This window comes from Alsobacter sp. SYSU BS001988 (assembly GCF_054796215.1).
In genome coordinates this window covers 1-431 of sequence record NZ_JBTAMK010000063.1, presented here as the reverse complement: position 1 = coordinate 431, position 431 = coordinate 1, and the positions used below count along the sequence as shown (strand labels likewise).

The following is a 431-nucleotide window of genomic DNA, read 5'->3' as shown; positions in this document are numbered from 1 at the left end:
ATCTATGGCTGGCTCGCGGTCGGCGGCAGCGTCATCACCTTCGGGCTGGCGCTGGCCAACGAGTACTCCACCAAGAGCAGCCTCGACCAGGCGTCGCGCAACGCCATGGCGGCGAACAACCACGCCGTGGCGACGTTCCGCAACGCGGAAGTCCTGCAGGCGATGGGCATGATCGAGGCGCTCCGCTCGCGCTGGTCGAAGCACCACGAGGCCACCCTCGGCTGGCAGGCCGCCGCCAGCAACAAGGCGGGCGTGCTGATCGCGCTCACCAAGTTCAACCGCACGCTGCTGCAGAGCCTGATCCTGGGCGTCGGCGCCTATCTGGTCATCGAGCGCGAGGTGTCGCCCGGCATGATGATCGCGGCCTCGATCATCATCGGCAAGGCGCTGGCCCCGGTGGAGATCGCGATCGGCAACTGGAAGGGCTTCGT

General features: G+C 67.5%; 1 pseudogene. It reads left to right on the top strand.

Features of this window, described 5'->3' with window-relative positions:
• A pseudogene (locus ACYVO7_RS25810) lies at window positions 1-431 on the top strand (type I secretion system permease/ATPase); the annotation flags it as partial.